At 63.1% G+C, this 23163-nt stretch carries 20 protein-coding genes; 5 read left to right on the forward strand and 15 right to left on the reverse strand.

The genetic code is table 11. The features are described 5' to 3' along the window. The 6 genes from BLT66_RS14000 to BLT66_RS14025 all read right to left on the reverse strand — a co-directional run bounded on the left by BLT66_RS14000 (position 1) and on the right by BLT66_RS14025 (position 6840). Positions 1 to 972, reverse strand: coding sequence for an ABC transporter ATP-binding protein (locus tag BLT66_RS14000; protein ID WP_092758315.1), 972 nt, complete (start codon positions 970 to 972; stop codon positions 1 to 3). Continuing rightward, positions 969 to 2027, reverse strand: a complete 1059-nt coding sequence (locus BLT66_RS14005) for an ABC transporter ATP-binding protein (protein WP_092758316.1) — start codon at positions 2025 to 2027, stop codon at positions 969 to 971. Before BLT66_RS14005 ends, BLT66_RS14000 begins: the two co-directional genes overlap by 4 nt. Positions 2028 to 2031: 4 nt before the next feature. Then, entirely contained in the window at positions 2032 to 2871 is an 840-nt protein-coding gene (locus BLT66_RS14010; protein WP_092758317.1) for an ABC transporter permease, read from the reverse strand. A 12-nt stretch (positions 2872 to 2883) separates the two neighbouring features. Beyond that, on the reverse strand, positions 2884 to 3825 hold the full coding sequence (locus BLT66_RS14015; protein ID WP_092758318.1) for an ABC transporter permease: 942 nt from the start codon (positions 3823 to 3825) through the stop codon (positions 2884 to 2886). Between the two features lie 64 nt (positions 3826 to 3889). After that, positions 3890 to 5215 (reverse strand): lactonase family protein, encoded by a 1326-nt coding sequence (locus BLT66_RS14020; protein ID WP_092758319.1) that lies wholly within the window; start codon positions 5213 to 5215, stop codon positions 3890 to 3892. 74 nt (positions 5216 to 5289) lie between these two features. Next, the gene (locus BLT66_RS14025) at positions 5290 to 6840 is read right to left on the reverse strand and encodes an ABC transporter substrate-binding protein (RefSeq protein WP_092758320.1); all 1551 of its coding nucleotides are present in this window, start codon (positions 6838 to 6840) and stop codon (positions 5290 to 5292) included. Positions 6841 to 7025: 185 nt separating this feature from the next. On the opposite strand from BLT66_RS14025, the gene BLT66_RS14030 reads away from it, so the two are divergent. Beyond that, positions 7026 to 7412: a RidA family protein gene (locus BLT66_RS14030; protein WP_092758321.1), complete on the forward strand. Its 387-nt coding sequence runs from the start codon at positions 7026 to 7028 to the stop codon at positions 7410 to 7412. A gap of 207 nt (positions 7413 to 7619) precedes the next feature. On the opposite strand, the gene BLT66_RS14035 is transcribed toward BLT66_RS14030, so the two are convergent. Further along, positions 7620 to 8222 (reverse strand): 5-formyltetrahydrofolate cyclo-ligase, encoded by a 603-nt coding sequence (locus BLT66_RS14035; RefSeq protein WP_255406900.1) that lies wholly within the window; start codon positions 8220 to 8222, stop codon positions 7620 to 7622. An 82-nt stretch (positions 8223 to 8304) separates the two neighbouring features. Between BLT66_RS14035 and BLT66_RS14040 the strand changes: the two genes are divergently transcribed. From BLT66_RS14040 to panC, 3 genes are read left to right on the forward strand one after another with little or no spacing between them, the layout of a single operon-like run. Beyond that, positions 8305 to 10302, forward strand: a complete 1998-nt coding sequence (locus BLT66_RS14040) for a lytic transglycosylase domain-containing protein (protein WP_092758323.1) — start codon at positions 8305 to 8307, stop codon at positions 10300 to 10302. Next, entirely contained in the window at positions 10299 to 11195 is an 897-nt protein-coding gene (gene panB, locus BLT66_RS14045) for a 3-methyl-2-oxobutanoate hydroxymethyltransferase (protein WP_092758324.1), read from the forward strand. The genes BLT66_RS14040 and panB overlap by 4 nt, the downstream gene beginning before the upstream one ends. Positions 11196 to 11223: 28 nt before the next feature. Continuing rightward, positions 11224 to 12069 carry a pantoate--beta-alanine ligase gene (panC, locus tag BLT66_RS14050; protein WP_092758325.1) on the forward strand — a complete coding sequence of 282 codons (846 nt, stop codon included), beginning with the start codon at positions 11224 to 11226 and terminating at the stop codon, positions 12067 to 12069. Positions 12070 to 12148: 79 nt separating this feature from the next. On the opposite strand, the gene BLT66_RS14055 is transcribed toward panC, so the two are convergent. The 6 genes from BLT66_RS14055 to BLT66_RS14080 all read right to left on the reverse strand — a co-directional run bounded on the left by BLT66_RS14055 (position 12149) and on the right by BLT66_RS14080 (position 19486). Then, on the reverse strand, positions 12149 to 13339 hold the full coding sequence (locus BLT66_RS14055; RefSeq protein ID WP_092758326.1) for an ABC transporter ATP-binding protein: 1191 nt from the start codon (positions 13337 to 13339) through the stop codon (positions 12149 to 12151). A gap of 56 nt (positions 13340 to 13395) precedes the next feature. Further along, positions 13396 to 15021: an alpha-glucosidase family protein gene (locus BLT66_RS14060; RefSeq protein ID WP_092758327.1), complete on the reverse strand. Its 1626-nt coding sequence runs from the start codon at positions 15019 to 15021 to the stop codon at positions 13396 to 13398. 2 nt (positions 15022 to 15023) lie between these two features. Beyond that, the gene (locus BLT66_RS14065; protein WP_092758328.1) at positions 15024 to 15869 is read right to left on the reverse strand and encodes a carbohydrate ABC transporter permease; all 846 of its coding nucleotides are present in this window, start codon (positions 15867 to 15869) and stop codon (positions 15024 to 15026) included. Between the two features lie 11 nt (positions 15870 to 15880). Continuing rightward, positions 15881 to 16819, reverse strand: a complete 939-nt coding sequence (locus BLT66_RS14070; protein WP_092758329.1) for a carbohydrate ABC transporter permease — start codon at positions 16817 to 16819, stop codon at positions 15881 to 15883. Positions 16820 to 16897: 78 nt separating this feature from the next. Beyond that, positions 16898 to 18166: an ABC transporter substrate-binding protein gene (locus tag BLT66_RS14075; protein WP_092758330.1), complete on the reverse strand. Its 1269-nt coding sequence runs from the start codon at positions 18164 to 18166 to the stop codon at positions 16898 to 16900. A 285-nt stretch (positions 18167 to 18451) separates the two neighbouring features. Next, positions 18452 to 19486, reverse strand: coding sequence for a carbohydrate porin (locus tag BLT66_RS14080; protein WP_092758331.1), 1035 nt, complete (start codon positions 19484 to 19486; stop codon positions 18452 to 18454). A 501-nt stretch (positions 19487 to 19987) separates the two neighbouring features. Here BLT66_RS14080 and BLT66_RS14085 point away from each other — a divergent pair. Continuing rightward, positions 19988 to 21013 (forward strand): substrate-binding domain-containing protein, encoded by a 1026-nt coding sequence (locus BLT66_RS14085; protein WP_092758332.1) that lies wholly within the window; start codon positions 19988 to 19990, stop codon positions 21011 to 21013. A gap of 21 nt (positions 21014 to 21034) precedes the next feature. Here BLT66_RS14085 and BLT66_RS14090 read toward each other — a convergent pair whose 3' ends face one another. Both BLT66_RS14090 and BLT66_RS14095 read right to left on the reverse strand, forming a co-directional pair. Next, entirely contained in the window at positions 21035 to 22300 is a 1266-nt protein-coding gene (locus BLT66_RS14090) for a multifunctional CCA addition/repair protein (RefSeq protein WP_092758333.1), read from the reverse strand. Between the two features lie 13 nt (positions 22301 to 22313). Beyond that, complete coding sequence (locus BLT66_RS14095) at positions 22314 to 22997, reverse strand: glutathione S-transferase family protein (protein ID WP_092758334.1); 684 nt, start codon at positions 22995 to 22997, stop codon at positions 22314 to 22316. Positions 22998 to 23163 lie beyond the last annotated feature (166 nt).

Below are 23163 nucleotides of genomic sequence, written 5' to 3' on the forward strand. Positions count from 1 at the left end.
TCATTCCATGTTCACCAGGGGCAGATCATCGCGCAAGCAGGCCTTGAATCGGCCCTGCCCCAGGTCTTTGAGTTCGGGGCGCTGCTCGGCACACAGTGCCATCGCGTGCGGGCAGCGGGTACGGAAGACGCAGCCCGAGGGTGGGTCGATCGGACTGGGGATGTCGCCCTGCAGCGGCACGTGCACGCTCTTATGCTGCGGGTCGGGCTTGGGCGACGCGGCCAGCAACGCCTGGGTGTACGGGTGCAGCGGCTGGCTGAACAGATCGGCCGTAGGCGCGACCTCCATCACCCGGCCCAGGTACAGCACGACTACGCGATCACACAGGTATTCGACCACGTCCAGATCGTGCGAAATGAATAGCATGGTCAGCGACAGCTTGTCGCGCAGGTCGCACAGCAGGTTCACCACCTGGGCCTGGATGGACACGTCCAGCGCCGACAACGGCTCGTCGGCAACGATGAATTCCGGCTCCACCGCCAAGGCCCGCGCCACGCCTATGCGCTGGCGCTGGCCGCCGGAGAACTCATGCGGGTAACGCGCCGCATGCTCGGGCCGCAGGCCGACGGTTTCCAGCAGCTCGGCGATGCGCGCTGCACGGGCTTGCTTGCCGCTATGCAGGCCATGCACCTGCAGCGCTTCACCTAGGATGTCGCGGATGCGCATCTTCGGATTCAGGCTGGCATACGGGTCCTGGAAGATCATCTGCAGCTTGCTGCGCAGTGCGCGCATGCGGCTGTCGGACACCTTGCCCAGGTCTTCGCCGCGGTACAGCACCTGGCCTTGCGTGCTTTCCACCAGGCGCAGCAGGGTCCGGCCTATGGTGCTTTTGCCGGAACCCGATTCGCCCACCAGACCCAGGGTTTCGCCGCGCTGGATGGCGAACGACACGTCGTCAACCGCGCGCACCGGGCGCGTGCTGGCGCCGAAATACTTGTGCAGGTTACGAACCTCGATCAGGGCTTCGCTCATGCGGCCTCCTTGTGCTGCATGACATTGCGCTGCTCTATCGGCAGCACACAGCGGGCTCTGCGGCCGGGGCTTTCTTCTACCAGTGCCGGCATCGCCTGCTGGCACAGCGGCAACGCCAGGTCGCAGCGCGGTGCGAATGCGCAGCCTGGCGGCGGTGACAGCGGGCTGGAGACCTGGCCGCGGATCGCGTACAGGCGGCGCTTGCCGTCGGCGTTCAGCGCGCGCTTGCGCTGCTGCGCCGGCAGGCAGGCCAACAGGCCCTGGGTGTAGGGATGACGCGGCTGGGCGAAAAGTTCGCCCACCGGTGCCGCCTCGACGATGCGTCCGGCGTACATCACCGCCACCTCGTCCGCATGGTGGGCCACCACACCGAGGTTGTGGGTGATGAACAAAATGCCCATACCGGTCTCGGCCTGCAGGCGCCGCATCAGCGCCAGGATCTGCGCCTGGATGGTCACGTCCAGCGCAGTGGTCGGCTCGTCGGCGATCAGCAGCGTCGGGTTGCAGGCCATGGCCAGGGCGATCATCACGCGCTGGCGCATGCCGCCGGATAGCTGGTGCGGATACTCTTTCACACGCTGGGCCGCGGCCGGAATCTCCACCAGCTCCAGCATGCGCTGGGCGTGGGCCATGGCGGCTGCAGCGTCCAAGCCCAGGTGCAAGCGAGCCGATTCGGCGATCTGTTCGCCGACGGTGAAGACAGGGTTCAGGCTGGTCATCGGCTCCTGGAAGATCATCGCAATCTCGTTTCCGCGGATAGCACGCATCTGCGACTCGGGCAGCTGCAGCAGGTCCACCGTGCGGCCATCGCGCTGGGTGAACAGTGCCTCGCCGCTGACCTGGGTGCTGGCGGTGCGCGACAGCAGGCGCATCAGGGTCAGGCTGGTCACGGACTTGCCCGAACCGGACTCGCCCACCAGCGCGGTGGTGCGACCCGGGTGGATCTGGAAGCTGACATCGGCCACCGAGCGGATCAGGCCTTCGTCGGTGTCAAAAAAGGTGCTGAGATGGCGTACATCCAGCCGAGTAGGGTTGGGGGTCGTGGGGGTAGACATAGTTTTATAGGGACTTCTTCAACCGGGGGTCCAGCAGGTCGCGCACACCATCACCCAGCAGTTGCAGCGACAGCGCCGTGAGGATGATGGCCAGGCCGGGGAACAGCACGATCCACAGCGCCTGCTGCGCATACTGCTGGCTGCCGGCAACCATCGTGCCCCAGGTGGGAATCTCGGGTGGCACGCCAACGCCCAGGAAGGACAAGGCGGCTTCGGCCAGGATGGCGTAGGCAAAGATGAACGAGGTCTGCACCAGGATCGGCGACATCAGATTCGGCAAAATGTGCCGCCACAGAATGCGCCCGGTGGACACGCCGAGTGCACGTGCGGCTTCGACAAACAGCAGCTCGCGCACTACCAGGGTCGAGGCCCGCACGACACGCGCCACCCGCGGTGTGTAGACCAGCACCAGGGCCAGCACCACATTGAGCATCGACGGGCCGAGGATCGCCACCAGCGCGATCGCCAGCAAGATGTCGGGGAAGGACATCATCGCGTCCACGACGCGCATCACCGGTGCATCCAGCTTGCGGAAGAAACCGGCCAGCAAGCCGAACAAGGTACCAAAAACGATAGCACCTCCCGCAGTCAGGGCGGCGATGGTGAGCGAATAGCGCCCGCCAAATGCGATGCGGGCGAACAGGTCGCGGCCGAGCTCGTCGGTGCCCAGGATGTGCTCCATGGTGGGCTTGGACAGGCGCTGGCTGACTGCGGTGTCGTTCGGGTCAAACGGCGTCAGCACACTGGCGAAAACCGCCACGATGACGACCAGCAGCAAGCAGATGGCGGCCGCCAGCACGATGCGGCGGCGGAATAGTTTTTGGAGAACGTGGGGGATTTTCATGGTGACTCTGGCTCAGTACTTCACGCGCGGATCGACCAGCATGTACAGCAGGTCCACCAGGAAATTGATGACCACGTAGATCACCGCGATCACCAGCAGCGCACCTTGGATGACGGGGTAGTCACGCCGCAGCACGGCATTCACTACCAGGTTGCCGACGCCAGGCAGGCCGAACACCGTTTCGGTCACCACCGCGCCACCGATCATCAGCGCCGTGGTCAGGCCCAGCACAGTGACGATCGGTACCAGCGCGTTGCGCAGCGCATGTTTGAGGATGACGACCTTCTCGGTCAGGCCCTTGGCGCGGGCGGTGCGCACATAGTCTTCTTCCAGTACATCCAGCATCGACGCGCGGGTGAAGCGGATGATCAACGCCGAATTCAACACCCCGAGCACGGTAGCCGGCAGCACCAGATAGTGCAGGCGCTCGACCAGCGTGGCGCCTGGATCGCCATAGCCGGACACCGGAAACCAGCCCAGCGCCACCGCAAAAATCTGCATCAGTACCAGGCCCAGCCAGAAGCTGGGGATACTGGCGCCGAGCATGGCCAGCCCGGTCACCACCTGGTCGATCCACTTGCCGCGGTACACCGCGGAAACGATGCCGCTGGGTACGCCGATCAGCGCGGCGATGGCCACCGCCAGCAGGGCCAGCAAGGTAGTGGGCTCGGCCCGCTCCCACAGCGCCTGGGTCACAGGGCGTTGCAGAAAGATCGACTGGCCCAGGTTGCCGTGCGCCAGCTCTTTCAGCCAGTAGCCGAACTGCACCACCAGCGGCTGGTCCAGCCCGTATTCGCGCTGCACGCGCACAATGTCTTCGGCCGTGGCCTGGTCGCCCAGCAGCACCGAAATCGGGTCGCCGGACGCGGCCCGCGTCAAGATGAACACCAGTACCGCTACCAGCGCCATCACCACCAGCATGCCCGCGATGCGGGAGGCAATATAGCGATACACAGAATTTCTCCTCAAGCAAACCAGCCACAGCAGCGAAAACCCGCTGTGGTCATTTTCAAAAAACCTACGCAGAGAACTCTATCGAGGATGCGCTGCCCACCGCCACGTACTGGCCGGTGAATGAGATGTCACCCTTGGCCACCCGGAAGATCGTCACGTTGTCGCCTTGCTTGTTATGGCAGACGTACAAGAACTTGCCGCTCGGGTCGAGGGTACAGCTGCGTGGGTAATTGCCACGCGTCCACTCTTCGCGTACCAGCTTAGGCTCGCCGGTGGCGGCATTGATCTTGAACAACGAGATCGAGTCGTGCAAACGATTCAATGACACAAAGTGCTGGCCGTCGGGCAGCATGCGGATGCCGGACGCATAGCTGGTGCCTTTGAAGCCCGGTGGCAAGGCCGAGGTTTCGCTCACCAGGGTCAACACGCCGGTAGCGCCGTCGTAGCGCATGAAGGCAATCGTCGACGCCTCTTCGTTCACCAGGTACAGCCACTTGCCATTCGGATGGAAGCAGAAATGCCGCGCGCCCGAGCTTTCCGACACCGCCACGCTGCTGGGCTGGCTCAGCACACCGGTGCTGCGGTCGAACTTGTAGGAGATGACTCGGTCCAGGCCCAGATCGGCCACCAGCACAAAGTTGCCGCTCGGGTCGCTGTGCACCATGTGGGCATGCGGGCCGTCGTGGTCGCTAGTGGCAAAGCCTTCGTGCGACAGCGCGGCTTTCGGCACTACATCGGCGCCCGGCTTGCACTGCGTGCCGCCACAGGCATCCACATCCTTGTAGACAGCCACCGGCTTATCGGTATCGAAGCCGCCGTCGGCGCGCAGCGCGATGACGCTGACATCGCCGCTGGAATAGTTGGCGGTGAACAAGAAACGGCCGTCCGGGTGGACGCTGACGTAGGCCGGGTCCTTGCCACCGCAGGCGATCTCGGCCACAAAAGACAACGCGCCATTCGCCTCGATGCGGTAGGCCGACACCGAGCCGCCGCTGTCCGGGCCTGCCACCGCAGAAAACTCGTTGCCGGCATACAGCATGCGCAGCGATGGATGGCGCGCCAGCGAGGCTGGGTTGCGCAGCTTGCTGGCTGCGTCGCCGGCGTTCAGTACCGCCGCCGGTGCACCGGCAATCGGCGTCAGCGCGCCGGTTTTGCTGTTCAGCGCGAACTGGTGCACACCCAGGCCACGGCCACCGCGCCAGGGTTTGCCGCCATCGGTGTAGGTGCCCACGTAGGCATACACAGTGCCGGTGCTGGCGGCTTGCGCGCTCAGCGCAGTCAAGCCCAAAGCCCCCAGGCCAGAGACGACGGCCGTGGCTTTGAGAAAGTTTCTACGGCTGGCAGCGGTGTGGGCATGGGGCAATTCCTGGTCAGTAACACGAGATGGCATGGCATTTCCTGTGAATGGGTGGAAGGGATTGGATGGGAAGAGGCGAAATCAGGTCGGCGCCGGGCCGACCCGGCTTACTTCTTCAGGCCGGTGTTCCAGAAGAACGGCCAGGTGGCAGGTGTGTAGCCCTCCAGCGCTGGCGATTTGGCCGACAGGCTGTTGAACTTGCCGACGTTGATGTAAGGCACCTCGTCGTACACCACCTGCTGCACCTTGCCCCACAGCGCGGCGCGCTTGGTGGGGTTGGTTTCCTGGTTCAGCGCCGACAGCGCGGCTTGCTTGGCGGGTGTAGACCACCAGCCGGGTGCGCCATCGCCGAGCTGGGGTGGCGACAGCATGGGCTCGGGGAACTGGCCGGAATGCGTCACATAGATGTCCCACAGCTTGGAGTCGTTGCGGCGCTGCACCAGGGTGGCCCAGTCCACCACATTCAGGTCCACCTTGAAGCCGGCCTTCTTCAACTGCTCGGCCATGATCAAAGCCATGTTGTAGTGGAAGTCGTACTGGCGGCTGGTCAGGATGCGGATGGCGTCGCCCTTGTAGCCGGCAGCCGCGGCGGCCGTCTTGGCCTTGGCGGGGTTGCGTTCGTTGTAGTGGTCCACACCGGCAGCCGAATAGAACGGTGTGCCCTTGGGGAAATGGTTGCCTTCGGCGGTGAAGAAACGCGTGTCACCGAAACCAGCCGCCAGCATCTCGCCCTCGCCCAGCGCCACTTGCACGGCCTGGCGTACTGCCAGCGGGGCCATCACGCCTTCCTTGGTGTTGAACACCAGGTAAGGGAAGCCAAACGATGGCGTCATGATGGGCACGACTTTGTCGGTGGCTTTTTCCAGCCGCGGCAAGGCTTCGATGGGCAGCAGGTCGGCAAACTGGAACTGGCCGGCCAGCGCGCCTTCGACGCGGGTATTGGCGTTGGGCACGGGGATGAATCGCAGCTCTTCCACCACCGCGGTCTTTTTGCCGCCGTAGCCGTTAGCGGCTTCTTTGCGTGCGCTATAGGCGTCAAAACGCGTCAACAGCACGTATTGGTCGGGGCGGCGCTCCTTGAACTTATAGGGGCCGGTACCAACAAAGTCTTTCAGCGGCTGGGCGATCGACTCCTTGGCCATGATGGCGGCCATGCCCGAAGGCAAAGCCAGCTGCGGCAGCAGCGGTGCGTACGGGTTCTTCAGGGTGATGGATACCACCAGCGGGCCTTTGGCGGACAGGTCGTCCACTTCCTTGGCCAGCGCCTTGCCGCGCGGCGAGACTTCCATCCAGCGCTTCAGGCTGGCGACCACGTCTTCCGAATTCAGCTCGCGCCCGCTGTGCAGCTGCACACCCGCACGCAGCGTGATGGTGTATTGCTTGCCGTCGGCCGATACCTTGGGCATGGATTCGGCCAGCATGGGCACCACGTTCCACTTGGCATCGAAGGTGAACAGCGGCTCGTAAACGTGCTGCATGATGGTCCCGACCAGGTCGGCGCTGCTGGCCATCGGGTCCAGGGTTTGCGGCTCGGCCACCATCGCCAGGTTGAGTGCAGACTTGGCTGTCTGCGCTTGCAGGGCCATGGGCAGCAGCGCCGCGCCCATAGACATCAATAAAACGGTGCGGCGCAACAAGGCGGTGGTTGACTTCATCATGGACCCTTTGTATTGAAAGTAAATTTCACAATGCAAAGAATATGCCAAGCAATTTTCCAATAAAACAGGGAAAACCCGTGAAATTATGAAAATTAATTTCACCAAAACAGTGCGAAACACGGTCTGAACCAGGACTGCGTGCCAGAATGGGGCCTGTTTTGTTACCGCCCTACAGGAGTTTCTTCATGCCGCTGATCCATATTGGCAACCCGCCCGTTACCTCCGACCAATTGCCACGCCCGTTCTCACCGGCCGTGCGGGCTGGTGACTTCGTTTACGTATCCGGCCAGGTGCCGGCCGACGACAAGGGCGAGATTGTGCAGGGCGGCATCGAAGCGCAGACCCGCCAGGTGATGCACAACCTGACCCAGGTGCTGGCGCTGGCAGGCTGCACGCTGGACGATGTGTGCAAGACCAGCGTATGGCTGGACGACGCGCGCGACTTTGCCAGCTTCAACCGTGTCTACATGGGGTATTTCGGCGACAAGAAACCTGCCCGCTCCACCACCGAAGCCCGCTTGATGGTGGATGCCAAAGTGGAAATCGACGTTATCGCCTACAAGCCGGTGTAAGGCCCAAACACGGTTTCCTTCTCTTTACAGGGCGAGCGCAGCGAAGCCGCCCTTCCAGAACAACCGCGGAACTGGCTTTGCCAGGCCGCTGGTTGTGCTCCCTGCGTGTCGTATCGGTTTTACAAACCGATACGAGGGGGGTTGGCGGCCACATGCGCCTTCGGCTTTTCAAACCGATGTCGGGGCAGTGCGCAAGCCTGGGGGTGTTCAGCCAGCTGGCCAGACCACTCCGTTGTCGTTCAGGATGGCGTCCAGCGGCATGTCGTGCGGCTCAGGCGCAAAGTCGTCCAGGTAGCCCTGGGTAAAACCCAGCCCCACCGTAAACGGCTTGGGGCTCAGGGACGCCAGCATGCGGTCGTAAAAACCACCGCCATAGCCCAGGCGATACCCACCGGCCGCATAGCCCACGCAGGGCACAAACAGCAAGGTCGGCTGCACCATCTCGGTCGCCTTGGGCTTCAAAATGCCGTAGGCATCCTCCTCCATCGGGCAGCCCGGATACCAGGCATGGAAGGTCATGGTCTTGTGCAGCTTGTTCACCACCGGCAGGCCGATACGCTTGAGCTCGGGGCCGTCGAGCAGCTCGCCGTCTTCCTTCCAGCGGTGCAGGGCCGGCAGTGGATCGAACTCGCCCTTGATCGGCCAGTAGGCGCCAATCACGGTATCGGGCCGCCCCACCAGCCAGATACGCATCACACGTTGCAATAAATCGGCCCGTTCCAGGCGGTCGGGTAGCTCCAGGCGTTGCGCAATCAGCGCCTCGCGCAGGGCTTTTTTGTCCTGGGCCTTGTCGTTCATTGAGTTTTCCATAGGGACTTGGTGTATTTCCTGGTCGAAGGGCTTGGAGACCTGCGACCAGGAAATACACCAAGTCGTGTCCATAATCCCCCACATGCAAGTTCCAGCCATTTTGACATCGTTCGCACTCGCCCTGAGCTTCGTATTCTCAGGCGCGGCCTGCAGCCAACCCAAATCCGATCCCGCCGGTGACAGCACCATTCTGGAGATGAACCAGGCCTTCAAACGCGCAGACCGCAAGCGGCTGAGCGCGCTCCTGCCCCAGGTGCGCGGCCACCTACTGGAGCCCTGGGCCGCCTATTGGGAGCAGCGCGCGCGGCTGGACGAGCTGACATCGCTGGACCTGCAGAGCTTCAGCAGCCGCTTCCCCGGCAGCTACCAGGAAGACCGCTTGCGCAACGACTGGTTGCTGCTACTGGGCCAGCGCCGCGACTGGGCCACGTTTGCCGAGGAACATGCGCGCTACCGCATGGCCGATGACCGCGAAGTCCGCTGCTACGCGCTGCTGATCGACCAGATCAAACTGGGCGCCGACAGCCCACCGGCCCTGGCCGAAGAAGTGCGCCGCAACTGGTATGCCCAGCGCGAGCTGGACGACGGCTGCACCCAAGCCGCCAGCCACTTGTATGCAGCCAAGAAACTCACACCGGTCGACATCTGGCGCAAAGCCCGCCTGGGCATGGAAGCCAACCGCCCGCGGGTTGCCGCCAAGGCCGTGGAAATCGTCGCCCCCGAGTCGCTGGCTATGCTGAACGAGCTGAACGACAGCCCGACGAAGTTTTTGCTGGGCAAGGTCACCGCCCTGTCCCGTGCCCGCCGCGAAGTGATGCTGCTGGCGTTGGTCAAGCTGGCCACCTCCGACCCCGACAATGCCGCCGCCCTGATGGAGAGCAAGTGGGAAACCCAACTGAATGTGGAAGAACGCAATTGGACCTGGGGCGTCATCGGCAAGCAGGCCGCCATGCGCTTGTCCAACAGCGCATCCGACTACTACGCCAAAGTCAGCAAAGACAGCGACCTGAACGACGAGATGCTGGCCTGGAAGGTCCGCAGCGCCCTGCGCCTGGGCCGCTGGAAAGACGTGGCCAGCGCCACCCAGGCCATGGGCGACAACCTGCACGCCGATGCCACCTGGGTCTACTGGCGCGCACGGGCGTTGCAAGCCCTGGCCAAGTCCGACCTGGACCGCGAGGAACCCACGCGTTTGCTGCAAAGCATTGCCGGAGTGCGCGGGTTTTACGAGCAGCTGGCATTGGAAGAGCTGGGCCAGAAGACCACGGTGCCGCCCCGCCCCCCGGCCGTCACCCCCGAAGAAAAAGACGCAGCCCGCGCCAACCTGGGCCTGCAGCGCGGCCTGGCCGCCATCCAGCTGGGCCTGCGCAGCGAGGGCAACCGCGAGTGGAACTACACCACCAATCTGCATGAGCGCGGCGGCATGGGCGACCGCGAGCTGCTCGCCGCCGCCGACCTGGCCTGCCAGCGCGAGGTATGGGACCGCTGCATCAACACCAGCGAACGCACCCGCAATGTGATGGACTTCGAGCAGCGTTTTCCCATGCCCTACCGCGATACCGTGGTCAGGCGCAGCCGCGAGATCAACCTCGACCCGGCCTACGTCTATGGCCTGATCCGCCAGGAGTCGCGCTTCATCATGGATGCGCGCTCCGGCGTGGGCGCCTCCGGCCTGATGCAGGTCATGCCCGCCACCGCCCGCTGGACCGCCAAGAAGATCGGCCTGAGCGGCTTCACCCCTGACCAGTTGAACGACCGCGACACCAATATCACCATCGGCACCGGCTACCTGAAGCTGGTGCTGGACGACTTTGCCGGCTCCATGCCCATGGCCGCCGCCGCCTACAACGCCGGCCCGGGGCGGCCCCGCGTCTGGCGCAACGGCCCGGTGCTGGAAGCCGCCATTTGGGCCGAGAATGTGCCGTTTACCGAAACTCGCGACTACGTCAAAAAAGTCCTCTCCAACACCACCAACTACGCCGCCATCCTGAGCGGCCAGCCGCAGTCACTGAAGGCCCGCCTGGGTTTGGTGGGTCCGCTGGCCGCCAATGCCGTAGAACCCTACAAGGACCTGCCATGAGCCAGCCCGCCACGAGCAACACCACATCGGCATCGGCATCGCCATACGGCACCCTGCCCCCGACCAGCACGCCCGCGCAGCGCAAGCCCATCAGCCTGCCGCGCCTGGCCGAGATGCACCAGCGCGGCGAAAAAATCACCATGCTGACGGCTTACGACGCCACCTTTGCCGCCGTGGCCGACGCCGCCGGTGTCGAATGCCTGTTGGTCGGCGACTCGTTGGGCATGGTCTGCCAAGGCCTGCACAACACCGTGGGCGTGAGCCTGGAAACCATGCGCTACCACACCGAAAGCGTGGTGCGCGGCCTGCAGCGCACCCAGGCCACCGCCTGGGTGATTGCCGACCTGCCGTTTGGCAGCTACCACGAAGGCCGCGAGCAAGCCCTGCGCAGCGCCGCTGTGCTGATGCAGGCGGGCGCGCACATGGTCAAGCTGGAAGGCGGCGGCTGGACCAGCGAGATCGTGCAGTTCCTGGTCGACCGCGGCATCCCGGTCTGCGCCCACCTGGGGCTGACGCCGCAGACCGTGCATGCACTGGGCGGCTACCGGGTCCAAGGCAAGTCGGACGCGGCGGCCAGCACGCTGCGCCAGCATGCCCATGCGCTGCAGGACGCGGGCGCGACCATGGTGGTGCTGGAAATGGTGCCGGCGCCACTGGCGGCCGAGCTGACTAAGGCGCTCACGCACTGCGCCACCATCGGCATCGGCGCCGGCAAGGACACCGCCGGCCAGGTGCTGGTGTTGCACGACATGCTGGGGATCAACCTGGGTAAGATGCCGCGGTTTGTGCGCAACTTCATGGACAGCGCCAGCAGTGTGCGCGGCGCCATGGAGGCCTATGTACACGCCGTGAAAGAAGGCAGCTTCCCCGACAACAGCCAGCACGCCTGGTGATTTTTGCAGCCTAGGCTGCGCCTGCAACATGTTCATCGCCCACACCATTGAAGAGCTGCGCGCCCATCTGGGCGCCTACCAGCATCCCGCTTTTGTACCCACCATGGGCAACCTGCACGCCGGCCACCTGGCCCTGGTGCGCCAGGCCAAGCCGCTGGGCGACGTCACCGTGGCCAGCATCTTCGTGAACCGGCTGCAGTTTCTGCCGCACGAGGACTTCGACAGCTACCCGCGCACCTGGGACAGCGACTGCGCCCAGTTGCGCGCCGCCGGCTGCGACGTGCTGTTTGCGCCGACCGAAAAAGAGCTGTACCCCGAAGCGCAGACCTACAAGATCCATCCGCCAGCCGGCCTGGCCGATCTGCTGGAAGGCCAGTTCCGGCCCGGCTTCTTTGTCGGCGTAGCCACCGTGGTGATGAAGATGTTTGCCTGCGTGTTCTCCGAAGCCAAGGGCCGGCGCACCGCCGTGTTCGGCCAGAAGGACTACCAGCAGCTGATGGTGATACGCAGCATGGTGCGGCAGTTTGCCTTGCCCATCGACATCGTGGCCGGCCCCACCCAGCGTGCGGACGACGGACTGGCCTTGTCTTCCCGCAACGGCTATTTGAGCCCTGCCGAGCGGGCCGAGGCAGTGCAACTGTCGGCCACCCTGAAGCGCATGGCAAGCGCCTTGCGCGATGGCGCTACCGATACCGCAGCGCTGGAAGCCCAGGCCATGGATGGCCTGCGCCAGCGTGGCTGGGCACCCGACTACCTGGTAGCACGCCGGCGCAGCGATCTGCTGCCGCCCGATGCCAGCGCCCCGGCGCCGCTGGTGGTGCTGGGCGCAGCCCGGCTGGGCCAGACCCGTCTGATCGACAACCTCGAGGTTTAAAACCGCTTGCTATCAATAAAAGAGCTGCCTGCGCTTATTAAATAAGCGCAGGCAGCTCTTTTTATATGTAAACGCGGACTCAGCTGGCGTGCGTGCTGGCGCGCGAAATCGACACGCCCGCCACCAGCGGCTGGCCCAGGATCTCGGGGCGCGCGGTGCGCGGCGTCGCCACATCGTTTTCATCAAACAAATGCATGCAGTGCGGCGGGAAGTACAGGTTCACCGCGCTGCCCACGCTGCAGCTGGACTGGCCGCTTTCGCGCACCGTGACCAGCTCGCCACCGGCCAGGCGCACATAGATATAGCTGGCTTCGCCCAACTGCTCCAGAAAGGCCACCAGGCCGGCGACCACATTGCTGCCACCGGGTGGCACGATTTGCACATGCTCAGGCCGCACGCCCAGCGTCACCATACTGTGGCCGGCGAGGCGCGAGGCATCGACCTCGGCTTGCACCTCGACCTCGGCCACTTTGGCGGTGGCCACGCCGTTGGCGGCGCCGACCAGTTGGGCGGCGATGAAGTTCATCTTCGGGCTGCCGATGAAGCCGGCCACAAACTTGTTCACCGGGTGGTGGTAGAGCTGCAGCGGCGCGCCACACTGGGCCACGCTGCCGTCGCGCTGCACGGCTTCGCCGGCATTCAACAGCACGATCTTGTCGGCCAAGGTCATGGCCTCGACCTGGTCGTGGGTCACGTAGATCATGCTGGCGGTACCGATGTCCTTGTGCAGCTTGGCGATCTCCAGGCGCGTCTGTACGCGCAGCGAGGCGTCCAGGTTCGACAGCGGCTCGTCAAACAAAAACACATCGGGTTCGCGCACGATGGCCCGGCCAATCGCCACGCGCTGGCGCTGGCCGCCGGACAGTTCTTTGGGCAGGCGCTTGAGCAGCGGATCGAGCTGCAGAATCTTGGAGGCCTTGCGCACCCGCTGCTCCACGGTGGCGGTATCGGTCTTGGCCTGCTTCAGGCCAAACGCCATGTTGTCGTAGACGCTCATGTGCGGGTACAGCGCATAGCTTTGGAACACCATGGCCACGCCGCGGCGCGAGGGCGGGGTTTCGTTCATGCGCTGGCCCTTGATGCTGAGCTCGCCGCTGGTGATGTCCTCCAGGCCCGCGACCATGCGCAGCAGCGTGGACTTGCCGCAACCCGAGGGGCCGACAAACACCACGAACTCGCCTTTGTCGATGTCCAGATCGACCTTGCGGATGGTGTCGGGAACACTGCTGTTGTAGCGTTTATGCACATCACGGAAGCGGATTTCAGACATGAAGGTCTCCTTGTTATGAGGGCCTGCGTAACGGGTTGCGCAGGCCGTGGTTTTAATTAAAGCGTTGCGAATAGCGCGCCATACGGCGGCAGCAGCAGGGTCTGACCATCCAATTCACCCGACGGCAAGGCATGGCGGGTGTCCATAGCCAGCGGCCGCACATGGTCGGGCAAGGCATAGCGCACCGGGCTGGCACCCAGGTTGAAGGCACACAGCAGGGCGGCGTCATCGCTGCGGCGCACAAAGGCCAGCACCGTGTCGTCGGCAGCCAGCAGCTCGATGTCGCCGGTCCGCAGCACCGCGTGCTGGCGCCGCCAGGCCAGCATGGCCTGGTAGAAATGGAACATCGAATCCGGGGCCGCCCTCTGGCTGGCGGCAGCCAGCGGCAGATGTTCCGAGGCCACGGGCAACCAGGTCTTGGCGGCGCTGCTAAAGCCCGCATGGGGTGCGGCCGCGTCCCAGACCATGGGCGTGCGGCAGCCATCGCGGCCTACAAACTCGGGCCACATGGCGATGCCATACGGATCTTGCAAATCTTCGAAGGCCACGCTGGCTTCGGTCAAGCCCAGCTCGTCGCCCTGGTAAATGCAGGGCGAACCGCGCAGGCTCAGCTGCAGCCCAAACACCAGCCGCAGCCAGGCGGCATTGTGCGCAGGCTGCTGCCAACGGCTGGCCACCCGCACCGCGTCGTGGTTGGATACCGACCAGCAGGGCCAGCCGTCCAGACACACGGCTTCGAGACGCTGGACCACGCCATGGATGTAGCGTGCATCGCACTTGGGGCCGAGCAGGTCAAACGAATACGCGGTGTGCAGCTTGTCGCCACCACCGGTGTACTCGGCAATCCGGGCCGGGGTGTCGTCGTCGCCGATTTCACCCACCGTCATCAGGTCTGGGTACTGGTTCAGCAGGCTGCGGATGCGGCGCAGAAAGTCCAGCATCTCCGGCTGGCTCTTGTCGTACACGTGGCGCTGCCAACCGTAGGGATTGACCTTGTTCACCGACGGATCGTCGGTCGGCATGCCGCGCGCCGGGTTGTTGCGCAGCTGCGCGTCGTGCACGCAGAAGTTGACGGCATCCAGCCGGAAGCCATCGACGCCGCGGTCCAGCCAGAACTGCATATTGTCCAGCGCCGCCTGCTGCACCTGCGGGTTGTGGAAGTTCAGGTCCGGCTGGCTGGCCAGAAAGTTGTGCATGTAGTACTGGCAGCGGCGCGTGTCCCACTGCCAGGCAGAACCGCCGAAGATCGACAGCCAGTTGTTCGGCGGCGTACCGTCGTCCTGGGGGTCGGCCCAGACGAACCAGTCGGCACGCGGGTTGTCGCGGCTGGAGCGCGACTCGACAAACCAGGGGTTCTGGTCGGAGCAGTGGCTCAGCACCTGGTCGATCAGCACCTTGATGCCCAGCGCGTGGGCTTTGGCCACCACCGCATCGAAGTCCGCCAGGCTGCCGAACATCGGGTCGACCGCCCGGTAGTCGGAAATGTCGTAGCCAAAATCCTTCATCGGACTCTGGAAAAACGGCGACAGCCAGACCGCCTCTACCCCCAGCTCGGCCAGATAGGGCAGGCGCTGCACCACACCGGCCAAGTCGCCAATACCGTCGCCATTGCTGTCTTGAAAACTGCGCGGGTAGATTTGGTAAATCACCCCGCCACGCCACCACTCGTTCGCCTGTGCCATGCTCAGCCCTTCACGGCACCAGAGGTCAAACCACCCACGATCTTGCGCTGGAATATGAGTACCAGGGCGATCAGCGGCAGGGTCACCAGCACCGAGGCCGCCATGATCTTGCCCCAGGGGATTTCATATTTGTCGGCGCCGCTGATCAGCGAGATTGACACGGGCACCGTGCGATCGTTGTTGTTCAGCACGAAGGTCAGGGCGAACATGAATTCGTTCCAGGCGGCGATGAAGGCCAGCAGTCCGGTGGTCACCAGGGCCGGCCACATCACTGGCAAGAACACCTTGGTGATGATGCCCCAGGGGGTGCAACCGTCCATGATGGCGGCCTCTTCCAGCTCCTTGGGCAGGTCGCGCACGAAGGTGGTCAACACCCATACGGTGAACGGCAGGGTGAACACCATGTACGGCAGGGTCAGTCCCCACCAGTGGTTGTACAGACCAAAGGCTTGCATCAGCTCGAACATGCCCGACAGCACCGCCACCTGCGGAAACATGGACACAGCCAGCACCGTCAACAGCAGCAAGCCGCGGCCACGGAACTGGATGCGGCCCAGCGCATAGGAGGCCGTCACGCCCAGGAACAGCGAGGCGATCACCACCAAGGTCGACACTGCCACCGAATTGAGAATGTGGCGACCAAACGGATGCTCGGACACGGTGAACATGGCGATGTAGTTCTTCAGCGAAGGCGCATCCGGCCATAGCGAGGTGCTGAACAGCTCGGTGCCCGACTTCAGCGAAGTGACGATCGCGTAATAGAAAGGGAACAGGCAGAACAGCGCGATGATGGCCACCAGGGCGTACAAACCGATGGAGCCGAGGATTTTTTGGAAAGTGTGGTTCATGCTCGGTTTCCTTACTTCTTGCCGCCCAGATCGACACGCGACAGCTTCAGATACAGCAGGGTGCAGACCGCAATGATGAGGAACAGCACGGTGGAAGCCGCCGAGCCATAGCCCACGTAGTTGTTGTCGACGATTTCACGCCGCACAAAGCCCGACATGCTGATGGTGTCCACGCTGTTGGAGGTCATCACATAGATGATGTCGAACACCCGCAAGGCATCGAGCAGCCGGAAGATCACCGCCACCATCAGGGCCGGCCAGATCAGCGGCAGCGTCACCTTAAAGAACACGCGCACCGGGTGGATGCCGTCCACGTGGGCAGCTTCGTAGCAATCGGTAGGCAGCATCTGCAGCGCCGCCAAGGTCAGCAAGGCCATGAAGGGCGTGGTCTTCCACACGTCGACCAGCATGACCGACCACAACGCGTAGTCGGGATCAGCAGTCCAGGCGATGTTGTGGTCGATGATGCCCGCGCCTTTGAGCAGCGCATTCATCACGCCAAACTGATCGTGCATGATCCAGGCCCACATCTTGGCCGACACGATAGTAGGGATCGCCCAGGGCACCAGCACCGCAGCCCGTACAAATGAGCGGCCTTTGAAGTTGGCATTCAGCACCAGCGCGAACACCACCCCCAACAAGGTTTCGGTGACAACGGAGACGATGGCGAATTTGAAGGTATTGCGGATCGCCATGCCCCAATCGGTTTTCCAGAAGCCTTCAACGGCGTCCAAATTGAAAACACCGTATTTTCCGAAGTAGTTCTGCAGGCCCACCATGTTGTAGGAAGACTCGCCGATGTTCTCCAGCGTGGCATCGGTAAAGCTGAACCAGATGGTGCGGCCCAGCGGCCAACCCGCGACGAGCAGCAGGACGATGAGCGTGGGGGTCAGAAAAATCCACGCGCTACGGGTGCGCTCGCGGGTGAGTTCGGATGTTTGGGTGCGCATGGCGACTCCTGGGATCAAGGTGCTGAACGGGCCGCCATGCTGTGTGGCATAGCGGCCCGGGGGTTCAACAGTGGGGGCTTACCACTTAGGACCGCGGCGGATCGAATCCAGCTTGCCTTCGAGCTTCTTCACGCTCTCTTCACCGGTGGATTTGCCCGACAGCACTTCGTGCGTGGCATTCCAGAAAGCGGCAGAGACTTCGTTGTACTTGGCACCCGTGACTGTGGCCGGGCGGGGTACTGCACCCACGAAGGTGTCATACAGATCACCAAAGAACGGGTTGGCGGCCAGTACTTCCTTGTCCTTGTACAGCGAGGCGATGGTGGGGTTGTACGAACCGCGGATGGCACGGTCTTTTTGCACGGCCTCACTGGTCAGGTACATCACAAAATCAGCCGCTTCCTTGGGGCTCTTGGAGTACTTGCTCACTGCCAGCTGCCAGCCACCCAGGGCAGCTGCCGTCTTGCCGCCATCGCCCTTGGGCAGCGCGACGACGCCGACCTTGCCCTTGACCGGGCTGTCTGCGCCCTGGCTCAGCGACCAGGCGTACGGCCAGTTGCGCATGTACACAGCATTGCCCTTTTGGAACACGCCGCGGGCGTCTTCTTCTGCATAGTTCAGCACGCCCTTGGGCGCAATGGTGCCGATCCAGCCGGCAGCCGTGTTCAGCGCCTTGGCGGCAGCGGGGTTGTTGATGGTGATCTTGCCGGTGCTGTCCACAATACTGCCGCCGCCGAAGCTGGACACCCATTCAATCCCATCGCAGGTCAAACCTTCGTAGGCCTTGGCCTGGAACACAAAACCTTGCATGTCGGCATTGCCCGCCTTGCGCTCGCCGTCCATCACCTTCTGGGCAGAAGAGGTGAGCTCGGCCCAGGTGGTGGGGGCTTTTTCTCCGTACTTGGTCAACAAGTCCTTGCGGTAATACAGAACGCCGGCATCGGTGAACCAGGGCATGGCCAACAGCTTGCCGCCCACGGTGTTGTTCGCCACGATGGCCGGGAAATGGGCCTTTTCGGCGCCTTTGGTGTACGAGGTCAGATCCAGCAAATGGTCTTTCAAAAGACCGGGCCACACCACATCCACGTTGATCACATCCACCTCGGTGGATTTGGCGGCGAACATCTGGCGGAACAGGCCCAGGATGTCGCTGGTGGACTGGGGAATGCTCAGATGCTTCACCGTATTGCCGGTTTTGCTGGCCCACTCATCGCCGGCTTTTTTGCAGAACTCGTAGTCCTGCCCCACCGAGCCGCAGGAAATGGTGATGGTCACCCCCGCTGCATGTGCCCCCATAGCGCCGAGGCTGAGCAGCACAGCGGCTGCGGTTTTGGTGATTGCTGTCATGTAGATGTCTCCTTGTTTATTCGATGTGGGCCCAGGCTGTTCTGGCAGTCCATGCCAAGCCGCAGGCCATTGTTTTATCGCCGGTAAAAGCCGAGCCAGTATAAATTCAAAGCGCTTTGAATTGAACACTGGGTTTACCCGAGGGCACGCACATTTGGCGTCCCCAAACATCCATCCAATGCAAAAAGCCTGCATCTCCCAGAGGGCGATGCAGGCTTTTCATGGAAGACATGCTCCCGCTTAGACAGCAGGAAGCATGGTTGCAGCGGTCATAGCCGCCAGAGCTTAGAACTCGTAGTTCACGCGCAGAGCGAAACCAGTTGCGTTAGGCGCTTCGTTGGGGCCGCTGGACTTGGAGTGGGAGATCGCGGGGGTGATCTTGGCACCCTTCACGTCAAAGAATGGAATCGCGTAGGCAACCCAGAAGGTGGTGACCTTGTCGTCGGCGCTCAGGTTGGAACCCTTACCGAACACGCTGGCCACGGTCAGATTGCCAATACCGGCCATCAGCGCAAAGGTGTTTTGCTTGATGTTGGACAGGCTCTTGCCGGCTGCGTAGTTGGCATACAGGGTCACACCGCCGAAGTTGTAGTCACCGGTCAAACCGTAGCCGGTGCGGTTCACGCTACCTGTAGCGGGAGTGCCAGCCGTGGTGGTAGCAAGTACCGACGTGCAAACGCCGGCGGTGATGGCTCCGCAGCTCAACGTGGTGGTTGCTGCGGTAGCTGCGGTACCTTCGTACTTGATCGCTTCAACACCAGCGGCCAAATGCAGAGGGCCGTTGGCGTAGTTCAGCACAGGACGCAAACCGGTAGCACCGCCGGCGCCTTTGCTGGACACGCCGCTGACTTCCAGGCTCAGGCCGCCGCCCAATTGGACGTTCACAGCTGCATGGAAAGGTGCGCTGCCATTGGCGTAAGCGCCTTGGCGGCCGCGCAGCACATTGGCTTGGTAAGGCGAGAAGCCGGAGTACTCAACGATCACGTCGCCAGGGGTTTGGAACAGATTGGCAGCTTCGAAACGGCCCAGCTTGATGTCGGCGGTTTCGGAACCGAACTGTGCCCACAAGTCATCCGTACCAGCCGAGCCATCAGGCTTGGACAGGTAGGTGGCGCGACCGGCCATGAAGTACTTGGAACCCAGTTTTTGGCTGGCATTCAGTTCGACACGGCCGGACTGGGAAGCGCCGCGGTCGTTGTTTTGGTACTTGCTATCGAGCTCGATATTGGCGTCGATATTGGGCAAAGCGAAAGCCGAGGCAGAAACCATCGCGAAAGCGGCGAGGGCAGTGGCGCGAACGGTAAAGGTAGCTTGGTTCAAGGATGTCTCCAGTGTGATTAAGTTTGTTCTTGATTTGCTAGTCCAACGGCTGCCTGAACGCTGCAGGAGCTGTGTGAAGACCGTGCAAATCTGGGGGTATTCTTGGTGGACGGTCTTTTTCGACCGATAAGCAATTACCCTTGTTACAGAAACAAGCGAGTTACCAAAATGCAAAAATTTTTCGGTAGACGCTTCAAGAGTTAGGTCGAGCAAAAAACAAAGTTCAGATCGCGTCCTTTCCTCCATTTCTCCAATGAAAACAGCGCTTCCGACGCGGTTTTTCAGATGTCCAACTGATGCCAAATTTGCTTTGGATTACGGAGAAATTTGAAAAAAATTGGCATCGAAAATGGAACTTTTTTGCCACCCAAGGCATCGGCGTTTTTGTTGCGGAATTGCGACACGATGCAGGCTTGACAGCCGGTTCACCTATTGACACAGCCTCTATGCGGGTAGCAAACGCTACTATCGCCCAGCCCTTACACGCTTTTACCCGCCTAGATGTCACTGAAACGGATCGCCGAAGAACTCGGCCTGTCGCTCACCACGGTGAGCCGCGCGCTGAATGGTTACCCTGAGGTAGCGGCCGCTACGCGCCGCGATGTGATGGCGGCCGCGTTACGACTTAATTACAAACCCGACGCACGCGCCAGGGGCCTGGCGCTGGGCCGGGCGGACGCAGTCGGTATCGTCTTCCCCATTACCACCGGCGATTTGGGCGACCAGCAGTTTCTGCAGGTCGCCTCTTCCATGAGCGAACGCTTTGCCCAGGCCGGGCTGGATTTGTTGATCATGTCGGCCCCTGCCCAGGACGAGCTGGCGGCCTACGAGCGCGCTATCACCGGCCGGCATATCGGCGTCTTTGTGGTGCCGCGCACCCGCCTGCATGACCGCCGGCTGGAATTGCTGCAGTCACGCAACGTGCCGTTTGTGGCCTATGGGCGCAGCTCCTTGCCTGCGCAGAGCAGCTACCCCTGGTTCGACTTCGACAACCTGGCCGGTGCCCGCATGGCCACCGACCGCCTGCTGCGCCTGGGCCACCGCCGCATCGCCTATCTGGGCGCACCACCCGAATACAACTTTGCCGACCAGCGCTATGCGGGTTTCTGCGCCAGCCTGAAAGCCGCCGGCGTGGCTCTCAAGCCCACGTCCGTGCAGCGCAATGCGCTGGAGCGCCGCTCCGGCTATGCGGCCATGCAAAAACTGCTGGCCCTGCCCCAGCGGCCCACGGCCGTGCTGGTAGACAACAACCTGGCCGGCATAGGCGCGGTACATGCGGTGCTGCATTCCGGGCTGGTGCTCGGGCGCGACCTGTCGGTCATCGTCTACGACGGCCTGGGTTCGGATTCGGTAGTGCGTACCAGCGTGACCGCGGTGATGCAGCCCACGCCGGCCGCCACCGGCCTGGCCCTGGCCGAGCTGACCCTGGCCCGCATGCGCGACGAGCCGGTGGAATCACTGCAAAAGCTGTGCATGCCCGAGTTGGAAATCGGCGACAGCGACGGGCCGCCGCCGGCCACCTCCTAACAAGCTGATCTGAGCCTCTGCCTAGGCGGCCATCCCGCTGTTCCGTAAGGCCGCCACCCGCGCGGCATGCACCAGCCCCCCAATGTCCTTGCCCTGCAAGCCCTTGGCTTGTGCCTCGCGGGCAATCACGTCGGTCGCGACCGACTGCGCCGCCGCCAAAGCCGCCAGCCAGTGCGGGCGCTGGGGATAGGCAGAGTCGTGCAAACCCAACCGGCCGCGTGCATCGCACTCACAAGCCAGCAAGGCATCGGCAAAACGCTGGGGTTTGCGCAAGGCATCGCAGCGCTCTAGCAAACGCAGCGTCGTCGCCGCCCCGAAGTCCATGCCGCGGTGGATATTCCCGTGTTCGCGCGCCACCACATCGGCCAGCTCGCGGCAGTCGGTGGGCAAGCGCAGGCGCTGGCACACGCCTTTGAGCAACTCGGCGCTGCGGGCCTCGTGCCCGATATGGCGTGGCAGCACATCGGCCGGCGTGGTGGCCTTGCCCAGGTCGTGGGTCAGGCAGGCAAATCGCACGGGTAGCGGGGCCTGCAGGCGTGCCGCTATGTCCAGCACCATCATCAGGTGCACGCCGGTATCGATCTCGGGGTGGTAGTCGGCACGCTGGGGCACGCCCCACAGCGCCGCCACTTCGGGCAGCAGGCGGGCCAGCGCACCGCAGTCGCGCAACACCTCGAACATGCGTGAAGGCTGGGCTTCCATCAGGCCGCGCGTCAGCTCTTGCCAGACGCGCTCGGGCACCAGGGCATCGACCTCGCCCGCGTCCACCATCTCGCGCATCAGCGCCATGGTCTCCGAGGCCACGCTGAAATCGGTGAAGCGAGCGGCGAACCGGGCCACGCGCAAAATCCGCACCGGGTCTTCGCGGAAAGCCTCGGTCACGTGGCGCAGTACCTTGTCGTGCAAATCCCGCTGGCCGCCGTAGGGGTCGATCAGGTTGTCGGAATTTATAGAAAATGTGCCGCTAGCGCTGATGGAATCTGCGGGAGCCGCTATCGCATTGATAGTGAGGTCGCGGCGCGCCAGATCCTGCTCCAGCGTGACATCCGGCGCGGCGTGGACCGCAAAGCCGCGGTAACCGGGGGCGGTCTTACGTTCGGTGCGGGCCAGCGCGTATTCCTCGTGGGTGCGCGGGTGCAGGAACACCGGGAAGTCCTTGCCCACCGCCAGGTAGCCCTGGGCCAGCAATACCTCGGGCGTTGCCCCCACCACCACCCAATCACGGTCACCCGGCGGGCGGCCCAACCAGGCATCGCGCACCGCCCCACCCACCAGATAAATTTGCATGCCCGCAGTTTAGCTAGCGCGCCAACCGGTAAGGCTCCTCGAAGTCCAGAAAATCCTGCTCGGCCAGCGCTTCGGTGATCCAGCCCTGTACACCAGGCAAGGCGGTCACCCGGTCCACATAGGCCTGAATGGCGGCGGGCAGCGGCAGTGCGTAGGTGTTGAAGCGCATGCACACCGGCGCAAAGTAGGCGTCGGCGATAGAAAAATCGCCGAACAGCATCGGGCCGCCATGCGCGTCCAGCAACTCGCCCCACATGGCGGCCAGCCGCGCCACGTCGGCCCGCACGGCCGGCTTGTCACGCCAGAGCAGCTGGCCGACTTCGGGCAAGCGGGCCTCGATGTTCATCGGGCAGTGGCTGCGCAGAGCGGTAAAGCCGGCGTGCATTTCGGCACATACGCTGCGGGCCCGAGCGCGCGCCTGGGGCTGGCGTGGCCACAGGGCTTTGTCGGGAAACTGCTCGGCCAGGGTTTCGGCAATCGCCAGCGTGTCCCAAACTGCCAAATCCCCATCCACCCAGACCGGCACCTTGCCGACCGGATTGACGGCCTGCACCGCCGCCTTGAAATGCGATTGGGCGTCAAACGAGTCAAACCGCAGCATGACCTCTTCAAACGGAATATCCGCCTGCTTCAAAAGCACCCAGGGGCGCATGGACCAAGACGAATAATTTTTATTACCGATGTAGAGCTGTGGCATGGGGTTTCCAGAGAATAAAGCCGGGGGATGGAATCAAAGTACAAGACTACCGCAAGCCGGCCCAGGTATTGATGCAAAAATCAGGGCAAATTGATGCAGCCCGGCCCATCCAAAGCCCTAAATGCAAAAAAGCCCGGTCAAACGACAGGGCTTTTTTGCAGAATCT

Source organism: Rhodoferax sp. OV413 (genome assembly GCF_900104385.1).
Taxonomy (GTDB): Bacteria; Pseudomonadota; Gammaproteobacteria; order Burkholderiales; family Burkholderiaceae_C; genus Rhodoferax_B.

Excerpts from the sequence above, each read along its gene's own strand:
- BLT66_RS14000 (WP_092758315.1), bottom strand. The coding sequence starts at position 972 with ATGAGCGAAGCCCTGATCGAGGTTCGTAACCTGCACAAGTATTTCGGC.
- BLT66_RS14005 (WP_092758316.1), bottom strand. The coding sequence starts at position 2,027 with ATGTCTACCCCCACGACCCCCAACCCTACTCGGCTGGATGTACGCCAT.
- BLT66_RS14010 (WP_092758317.1), bottom strand. The coding sequence starts at position 2,871 with ATGAAAATCCCCCACGTTCTCCAAAAACTATTCCGCCGCCGCATCGTG.
- BLT66_RS14020 (WP_092758319.1), bottom strand. The coding sequence starts at position 5,215 with ATGCCATCTCGTGTTACTGACCAGGAATTGCCCCATGCCCACACCGCT.
- BLT66_RS14025 (WP_092758320.1), bottom strand. The coding sequence starts at position 6,840 with ATGATGAAGTCAACCACCGCCTTGTTGCGCCGCACCGTTTTATTGATG.
- BLT66_RS14030 (WP_092758321.1), top strand. The coding sequence starts at position 7,026 with ATGCCGCTGATCCATATTGGCAACCCGCCCGTTACCTCCGACCAATTG.
- BLT66_RS14035 (WP_255406900.1), bottom strand. The coding sequence starts at position 8,222 with ATGGAAAACTCAATGAACGACAAGGCCCAGGACAAAAAAGCCCTGCGC.
- BLT66_RS14040 (WP_092758323.1), top strand. The coding sequence starts at position 8,305 with ATGCAAGTTCCAGCCATTTTGACATCGTTCGCACTCGCCCTGAGCTTC.
- panB (WP_092758324.1), top strand. The coding sequence starts at position 10,299 with ATGAGCCAGCCCGCCACGAGCAACACCACATCGGCATCGGCATCGCCA.
- panC (WP_092758325.1), top strand. The coding sequence starts at position 11,224 with ATGTTCATCGCCCACACCATTGAAGAGCTGCGCGCCCATCTGGGCGCC.
- BLT66_RS14055 (WP_092758326.1), bottom strand. The coding sequence starts at position 13,339 with ATGTCTGAAATCCGCTTCCGTGATGTGCATAAACGCTACAACAGCAGT.
- BLT66_RS14060 (WP_092758327.1), bottom strand. The coding sequence starts at position 15,021 with ATGGCACAGGCGAACGAGTGGTGGCGTGGCGGGGTGATTTACCAAATC.
- BLT66_RS14065 (WP_092758328.1), bottom strand. The coding sequence starts at position 15,869 with ATGAACCACACTTTCCAAAAAATCCTCGGCTCCATCGGTTTGTACGCC.
- BLT66_RS14070 (WP_092758329.1), bottom strand. The coding sequence starts at position 16,819 with ATGCGCACCCAAACATCCGAACTCACCCGCGAGCGCACCCGTAGCGCG.
- BLT66_RS14075 (WP_092758330.1), bottom strand. The coding sequence starts at position 18,166 with ATGACAGCAATCACCAAAACCGCAGCCGCTGTGCTGCTCAGCCTCGGC.
- BLT66_RS14085 (WP_092758332.1), top strand. The coding sequence starts at position 19,988 with ATGTCACTGAAACGGATCGCCGAAGAACTCGGCCTGTCGCTCACCACG.
- BLT66_RS14090 (WP_092758333.1), bottom strand. The coding sequence starts at position 22,300 with ATGCAAATTTATCTGGTGGGTGGGGCGGTGCGCGATGCCTGGTTGGGC.
- BLT66_RS14095 (WP_092758334.1), bottom strand. The coding sequence starts at position 22,997 with ATGCCACAGCTCTACATCGGTAATAAAAATTATTCGTCTTGGTCCATG.